The 7,403-nt window shown below is 33.1% G+C and carries 7 protein-coding genes; all 7 read left to right on the forward strand.

Annotated features, from left to right (window positions below; genetic code table 11):
* Positions 1 to 67: 67 nt before the first annotated feature.
* Positions 68 to 1,030 carry an alpha/beta fold hydrolase gene (locus DG508_RS19220; protein ID WP_108869750.1) on the forward strand — a complete coding sequence of 321 codons (963 nt, stop codon included), beginning with the start codon at positions 68 to 70 and terminating at the stop codon, positions 1,028 to 1,030.
* 13 nt (positions 1,031 to 1,043) lie between these two features.
* Complete coding sequence (gene thrA, locus DG508_RS19225) at positions 1,044 to 3,458, forward strand: bifunctional aspartate kinase/homoserine dehydrogenase I (protein WP_108869752.1); 2,415 nt, start codon at positions 1,044 to 1,046, stop codon at positions 3,456 to 3,458.
* A gap of 40 nt (positions 3,459 to 3,498) precedes the next feature.
* Positions 3,499 to 3,924 carry an OsmC family protein gene (locus DG508_RS19230; protein ID WP_108869754.1) on the forward strand — a complete coding sequence of 142 codons (426 nt, stop codon included), beginning with the start codon at positions 3,499 to 3,501 and terminating at the stop codon, positions 3,922 to 3,924.
* On the forward strand, positions 3,921 to 5,099 hold the full coding sequence (locus DG508_RS19235) for a trans-sulfuration enzyme family protein (protein WP_108869756.1): 1,179 nt from the start codon (positions 3,921 to 3,923) through the stop codon (positions 5,097 to 5,099). The genes DG508_RS19230 and DG508_RS19235 overlap by 4 nt, the downstream gene beginning before the upstream one ends.
* Before the next feature lie 585 nt (positions 5,100 to 5,684).
* The gene (locus DG508_RS19240; RefSeq protein WP_108869758.1) at positions 5,685 to 5,936 is read left to right on the forward strand and encodes a DUF2061 domain-containing protein; all 252 of its coding nucleotides are present in this window, start codon (positions 5,685 to 5,687) and stop codon (positions 5,934 to 5,936) included.
* Between the two features lie 119 nt (positions 5,937 to 6,055).
* On the forward strand, positions 6,056 to 6,682 hold the full coding sequence (locus DG508_RS19245; RefSeq protein WP_108869760.1) for a phosphoadenosine phosphosulfate reductase domain-containing protein: 627 nt from the start codon (positions 6,056 to 6,058) through the stop codon (positions 6,680 to 6,682).
* A gap of 96 nt (positions 6,683 to 6,778) precedes the next feature.
* Positions 6,779 to 7,403 (forward strand): sulfate adenylyltransferase subunit CysD (gene cysD, locus DG508_RS19250; protein WP_108869770.1); only part of this gene is annotated, 625 nt, incomplete at its 3' end.

The raw sequence follows: 7,403 nt of genomic DNA on the forward strand, positions 1-7,403 counted from the left end.
TTTGTAACAAGAAAGGCCAGATAAAACAATACTGTCTTTGAATAATCTTAAAAAGAAACTATAAATAATGCTTCAGAAACTAGATATCTTAAATTTTACTACAATAAAAGGAGAGTGTATTAGTGAAATTCCTTTGACATATGAATTGTTTGGAGTACCACTGTATCAAGCCCCAATAGTATTGGTAAATCACGCCCTTACAGGAAACTCTACAGTATGTGGAGAGGATGGTTGGTGGAGTGGTTTGATAGGGCAAGGCAAATGTATTGATACCAATAAGTATACTGTTTTGTCATTTAACATCCCAGGAAATGGATATGACGGAAAACAAGAGAATCTAATAGAAGAGTATAAGAGATTTAATGCAAGAGATATAGCTTCTATATTTTCTCAAGGGTTAAAGGTGTTAGAAATTGATCAGTTGTATGCAGTAATAGGAGGATCTGTAGGAGGGGGGATTGCTTGGGAATTAGCATCCTTGAACCCTACTTTGATTACTCACTTGATACCAGTAGCAACCGATTGGAAATCAACAGACTGGTTGAAAGCCAATTGTTTGGTGCAAGAACAGATATTATTGAATTCTCAAAATCCTGTTTATGATGCAAGGCTACATGCTATGTTGATGTATAGATCACCAGAATCATTTAGAAGTAAATTTGAGCGTAGTTATAATGAAGAAAAAGATATGTACAATGTAGAAAGTTGGCTATTACATCATGGTGAAAAATTAAATGGCAGATTTGCACTTTCTGCTTACAAAGAAGTGAATTATATCTTAGCTAATATTGATATTACAAAAGGAAGAGGAAGTTTTGAAGAAGTAGCAAAAACAATACAGTCAAACATTCATATCATAAGTGTAGATTCTGATATGTTTTTTACAGCAAATGAAGATAAAATTACGTTTGAAAAACTAAGACGAATAAAACAAAATGTGACACACAGTATTGTAAATTCTGTTCATGGTCATGATGCATTTTTGATAGAATTTAAACAATTAAGTGCCTTGTTGAAAGAGGTGTTTTAAAGAAAGAAAAAAGATGAAAATTTTAAAATTTGGAGGAAGATCATTGGCAAACGGAAAAGGAATTCGTGCCGTGATAGATATAATAGAAGAAAAAGTTAAGAAAGGAGAAAGAATCGCTGTGGTGCTTTCTGCTAGAGGAAGTACTACAGATGAACTCGAAGAGATTCTTGAAAAAGCAGTTAATAATGAAAGCTATCAAGAACAACTAGACGCATTTAAGGAATATCAAACAGCTGATTTTTTGGGGATAGATTTTTCTCAAGAGTTTGATACATTAGATAAGCTTTTTGAAGGGGTTTCTCTTTTAGGAGACTATAGTAAGAGAATAAAAGATCAAGTGTTGTCACAGGGTGAAGTTATTTCTGCTAAATTGATAACACATATCCTTAAAGAAAAAAATATTAATGCTCATTTTGCAGATAGTAGATCTTTGATTGTTACAGATGGTCAATTTGGAGATGCGTTGCCTTTGGATAAGCTTTCTAAAGAGAATGTGGTGAGTCATTTTGAGAAGTATAATGGAACTACAGTAAATATAGTTACTGGTTTCATAGCTTCCAATACCAAGAATGAGACAACAACCTTAGGAAGAAACGGAAGTAATTATACCGCTTCATTACTAGCAAATTACCTAGACGCAGAAGAGTTGCAAAATTTTACTCATGTAAATGGGATTTATACAGCTAATCCTGATTTGGTTCCTAATGCAAAAAAGATAGAGAAGCTGTCGTTTACAGAGGCGAATGAATTAGCTTATTTTGGAGCTAATATTTTGCATGCAAAAACAATTATTCCTTTGATAGAAAAGAATATACCTCTTAGAATCTTGAATACGTTTGATCATAAAAATGAAGGAACACTTATTACTTCTGAGGTCAATGAGAAGGGGATCAAATCGCTTTCTGTCTTAGAGAATGTAGCTTTGATAAATCTTGAAGGAAGAGGACTGTTGGGTAAAGTAGGAGTAGATGCTCGAATATTTAAAGCATTAGCACATAAAAATATCAATGTTAGTATTATTTCTCAAGGTTCATCAGAAAGAGGAATTGGTTTTGTTGTAGAAGCAGATAAGGCAAAAGAAGCAAAAACGATACTGGAGCAGGAATTTGAATCAGATTTTTATAAGCGAGACGTTAGTGGTATAACAATAGAAAAAGAAGTTTCTGTGATATCTATTATCGGGCAAGATTTGAGTAATTTTCATAAACCGTATAATGCACTTATTAAGAATCAGGTTATTCCATTACTGTTTAATAATACAGTCACGGGTAAAAATGTAAGTTTGGTAGTGCAAAAAAAACAATTGCATCGAGCTTTGAATGTTATTCATGGTGAGATTTTTGAAATTTCTAAAAAAATAAATATTGCCATTTTTGGTCATGGGTTAGTAGGAGGGACTTTGGTAGATCAGATTTTGAAATCTGCAGAGCAAATTGAAAAACGAAAAAAGATCAATCTTAATATCTTTGCTGTCGCCAATTCCAGAAAAGCACTTTTGAATAAAAATGGAGTGAGTGAGCAATGGGAAAGTGATATTGTAGAAAAAGGAGTTTCTTATACAGTTGATGATATTATACAATACGCAGATGAGCATCACTTAGAGAATTTAATAGCAATAGATAATACCGCAAGTCAAGGTTTTACAGATAGCTATGTGCGTTTGGTAGCGCATGGTTTTGATTTGGTGTCATCGAATAAAGTAGCTAATACATTAAGTTTTGATTTTTATAAAAAGTTAAGAATAAGTTTAGAAGAAAATCAAAAACAATATTTGTATGAGACAAATGTTGGAGCAGGATTACCTTTGATCGATACGATCAAATTATTACATTTATCAGGAGAAAATATAACTAGAATCAAAGGTGTTTTCTCAGGATCATTAAGTTATTTGTTTAATACTTTCTCTATAGAGGATAGGCCCTTTAGTCAGGTTTTGCAAGAAGCAATTGATAAAGGGTTTACTGAGCCTGATCCTCGTGAAGATTTATGTGGGAATGATGTGGGAAGAAAATTGTTGATTCTCGCTAGAGAATTAGATTTGAGTAATGAATTTGAAGATGTTGTAATCCATAACTTAATCCCTGAACAATTGAGAGCAGGTGAAGCAAAAGAGTTTTTAGAAAAATTATCAGAATTAGATGAGGTGTTTCAAAAAATAAAAGAAGACCAAGAAGCAGATCATGTGTTGCGATATATAGGTGATCTTTGGGGAGATTTATCTCAAGAAAAAGGGAATCTTGATGTGAAATTGGTTTCAGTACCTCAAAGTAGTGCGTTAGGACAAGTAAAAGGATCCGACTCTATATTTGAAATTTATACCGAGTCTTATGGTGATCAACCAATAGTAATACAAGGAGCTGGTGCAGGAGCAGCAGTAACAGCAAGAGGTGTATTTGGAGATGTGCTACGATTAGCAGAAAAAGGATAGTATAAGGATCAGGTAAACCATCTATAAAAAATATAAACGAATGAAAATAGAACTCAAAAGAATAGACAATGATTATCATTTTGAATTAAAAAATGAAAGAGGGCACATAACTCATATCGATAGTACCGCCAAAGTGGGAGGTCATGATTTGGCACCAAGTCCAATGGAGTATGTGTTAATGGGGGTAGCTGGCTGTAGTGCAATTGATGTGATCTCAATACTCAAAAAACAACGGCAAGAAATTACTGATTATAGAGCAGAGGTAGATGGTAGTCGTGAAGAGATTGATGGAGCAAAACCATTTAAGAGTATTGTAGTTACAGTTTATCTTGAAGGGGATATTGTTCCTGCAAAAGCAAAAAGAGCAGCACAATTGTCGTTTGAGAAGTATTGCTCTGTATCAAAAACATTAGAACCTACTGCTACAATAGAGTATAAAGTAGTTGTTAATAATAAAGAAATATGAGTCTCGACAGTTCGAATTTTGAAACACAAGCTGTAAGAATCCAAGCAGATAAAACACAGTTTTTAGAACATTCAGTACCGATGTATTTGACATCAGGGTTTGTCTTTGAGGATTCTGAAGAAATGAGAGCTGCCTTTGCAGAAGAAAAAGAACGTAATCTCTATAGTCGCTTTAGTAACCCTAATACAACCGAATTTGTAGATAAGATGTGTAAATTAGAAGGAGCAGAAGATGGGTATGCATTTGCAACAGGTATGGCTGCAGTGTTCTCAACATTTGCTGCATTATTAGATGCGGGAGACCATATTGTTTCTGCTAGATCCGTATTTGGATCAACACATACTTTGTTTACAAAGTATTTTCCGAAATGGAATATCGAAACTAGTTATTTTAGAGTAGATGAAGTAGAAAAAGTAGAAAGCTTAATTCAACCCAATACAAAAATTATTTATGCAGAATCTCCAACAAATCCTGGGGTAGATGTGTTAGACCTTGAAGCTTTGGGGAAGATTGCAAAAAAGCATAACTTACTTTTGATTATTGATAATTGTTTTGCAACACCGTATCTGCAAAACCCAATAAAATTTGGAGCAGATCTGGTTATTCATTCTGCAACCAAATTAATTGATGGGCAAGGTAGAGTTTTGGGAGGAGTGACTGTAGGCAAAGCAGCATTGATACGGGAAATTTATTTGTTTTCTAGGAATACGGGCCCATCATTATCACCATTTAATGCCTGGATATTGTCAAAAAGTTTAGAAACATTAGCGGTTCGAGTAGATCGTCATTGTGAAAATGCATTGAAGTTAGCTACCTTTTTAGAAACACATCCTAAAGTAAATTGGGTGAAATACCCATTTTTAAAGTCACATCCACAATATGAAGTCGCAAAAAAGCAAATGAAGCAAGGGGGTAATATTGTTGCTTTTGAAGTAAAAGGAGGGGTGCAGGGAGGAAAAACATTTTTTGATAGTTTAGAAGTGTGCTCGTTGTCAGCTAATCTGGGAGATACGAGAACGATAGTAACACACCCAGCCTCAACCACACATAGTAAGTTGGCAGATGAAGATAAACAGGTTGTTGGTATAACAAACGGAATGGTAAGATGTTCTGTAGGGTTAGAGCATGTTGATGATGTTATTAAGGATATAGAGCAAGCATTAGCAAAAATATAGTAGTACTATAGTATAGTAATTAATAAAAAAAACAGCTAGAAGTTATTTTTAACTTCTAGCTGTTTTTTTTATGCCCATGATTTAGTGAGAGTTCATTTTTTTTTACAAAATATTCTTCCAAATACATATGGTGTTTTTGGGTGATGATAATATGTTTTTGAGTTCATAATATCTATTTTAATTAAACAGGGAGATGGGTTTTTTTTAATTTAAAATTGATTTGAAAAAAGCGAATTACTGTTTTGTTATCGTTGTATTGATGAGCAGCCATAATTTGATTTTTTTGAGAAAAACTACGCTATCTAGTAATGAAAGTTGATTTGATGGAAAAATATTCAATTTTTTGTTAAAAACGTTATTGAATTCTTAATTAACTATCTTTTTAACAAGTGTTATGTTTAGTTTTTTATGTTAATTTTTAGCTAATTGCTGGTTATTGTTAGTTATTTCATAAAATTCTTTAACTAGAGATTTGTGGGATTATAATTTATATACCTTTAAACTCATATTACACGTGATAATCAGTATTCTATAGAGTAACAATTAATTAATAATGTTTATTTAAATTTTATAAAAGTATGACCAATGGTATTGTATAAATTAGCTTCAAAAAAGACAACGTATGAGGATGATAGGGGTTCTGAAAAACCTATACGTAGTATTGCAAAAGCGATAAGTTGGAGAGTGGTAGGGACAGTTGATACGTTGATAGTTTCTTATGTATTAACAAATAAGATTGCTGTCGCTACTTCAATCGCATCGATTGACTTTATAACTAAAATGATTCTGTATTTTTTTCATGAAAGAATTTGGAATTCTATTAAGTGGGCACGATGATTTGATGTAAAAACAATCATCTGTCAGTAATGTTATGATGTTTATAAAGAAATCCCAGTTAATGCGCGAACATGGGATGATCATTTAAAAAAAATAAAAAAAATTGAATTTGAAAAAGAATGGATTTTATAAAAGAAAATGTAGTGAGTCTCAATGACGAGCTTAAGAAAAAAACACCATTGGATATTGCATTGTGGGCAATGTCTAATGCAAAAACACCAGTAGTAACAACCAACTTCAGGCCTTATGAAGCATCAATTCTACATGTGTGCTCCAAGGCATTACCTAATATTCCTGTTATATGGTGTGATTCAGGGTATAATACTTCAAATACATATCGCCATGCAGAAGCGATGATAGATTTGCTGAAATTAAATATTCAATTATTTGTCCCAAAACAAACTACAGCTCATAGAGATGTGGTATTAGGGATTCCTGATATTGATGATCCTAAACATGCGGTCTTTACAGAGCAGGTAAAACTAGAACCTTTTAAAAGAGCAATGGCAGAATTTAAGCCAGATGTATGGTTTACCAATCTTAGAAAAGGGCAAACCTCACTTAGAGATTCTCTAGATATTCTAAGTTTTAGTAAGGACGGGGTGTTAAAGGTGAGTCCCTTTTATCATTATACAGATGAAAGACTGGATGTGTACTTAGAAGAGCATCAGTTGCCTAATGAATTCACGTATTTTGATCCTACAAAGGTATTAGAAAATAGAGAGTGTGGATTGCATATTGGCTAGTTGAATTCACCCATAGCACATCATAATTGTATTAAAAATCATTAAAAAATATTTAAAATGGAAGTACTAGGAAGTAAATCTCCCATAAGTATCAATATGTCTTCTTGTTTAGAAAAATTAGAAGTAGGTCATTTAGAAAGCGAAGCGATTTATATCTTTAGAGAAGTAGCGTCTCAGTTTGAGAAGCCAGTATTGCTATTTTCGGGAGGAAAAGATTCAATCACTTTAGTTCGATTAGCACAGAAAGCATTTTACCCTGCAAAAATACCATTTCCATTATTACACATTGATACAGGTCATAATTTTCCAGAGACTATAGAATTTAGAGATCGATTAGCAAAAGAATTAGGAGTAGAGCTTATTGTTCGTAATGTTCAGGATTCTATCGATCAAGGTAAAGTTATAGAGGAAAAAGGTAAGTATGCAAGTCGTAATAGTTTACAAACTACGACATTGTTGGATGCCTTAGAAGAATTTAAATTCGATGCTGCGATAGGAGGAGCTAGAAGAGATGAGGAAAAAGCAAGAGCCAAAGAGCGTATTTTTTCAGTACGAGATGATTTTGGTCAATGGGATGAGAAGAATCAACGGCCAGAATTATTTGATCACCTTAATGGTAAAATTGATTTAGGGCAAAATGTACGGGTATTCCCTATAAGTAACTGGACAGAATTAGATGTTTGGAGTTACATTCAGAAAGAAGAAATAGAAATTCCATCTA

The sequence above is a fragment of the Aquimarina aquimarini genome, from assembly GCF_900299535.1.
In the GTDB taxonomy this organism is placed as follows: domain Bacteria; phylum Bacteroidota; class Bacteroidia; order Flavobacteriales; family Flavobacteriaceae; genus Aquimarina; species Aquimarina aquimarini.

Coding starts and splice junctions, on each gene's coding strand:
- DG508_RS19220 (WP_108869750.1), top strand. CDS start 68: ATGCTTCAGAAACTAGATATCTTAAATTTTACTACAATAAAAGGAGAG.
- thrA (WP_108869752.1), top strand. CDS start 1,044: ATGAAAATTTTAAAATTTGGAGGAAGATCATTGGCAAACGGAAAAGGA.
- DG508_RS19230 (WP_108869754.1), top strand. CDS start 3,499: ATGAAAATAGAACTCAAAAGAATAGACAATGATTATCATTTTGAATTA.
- DG508_RS19235 (WP_108869756.1), top strand. CDS start 3,921: ATGAGTCTCGACAGTTCGAATTTTGAAACACAAGCTGTAAGAATCCAA.
- DG508_RS19240 (WP_108869758.1), top strand. CDS start 5,685: ATGGTATTGTATAAATTAGCTTCAAAAAAGACAACGTATGAGGATGAT.
- DG508_RS19245 (WP_108869760.1), top strand. CDS start 6,056: ATGGATTTTATAAAAGAAAATGTAGTGAGTCTCAATGACGAGCTTAAG.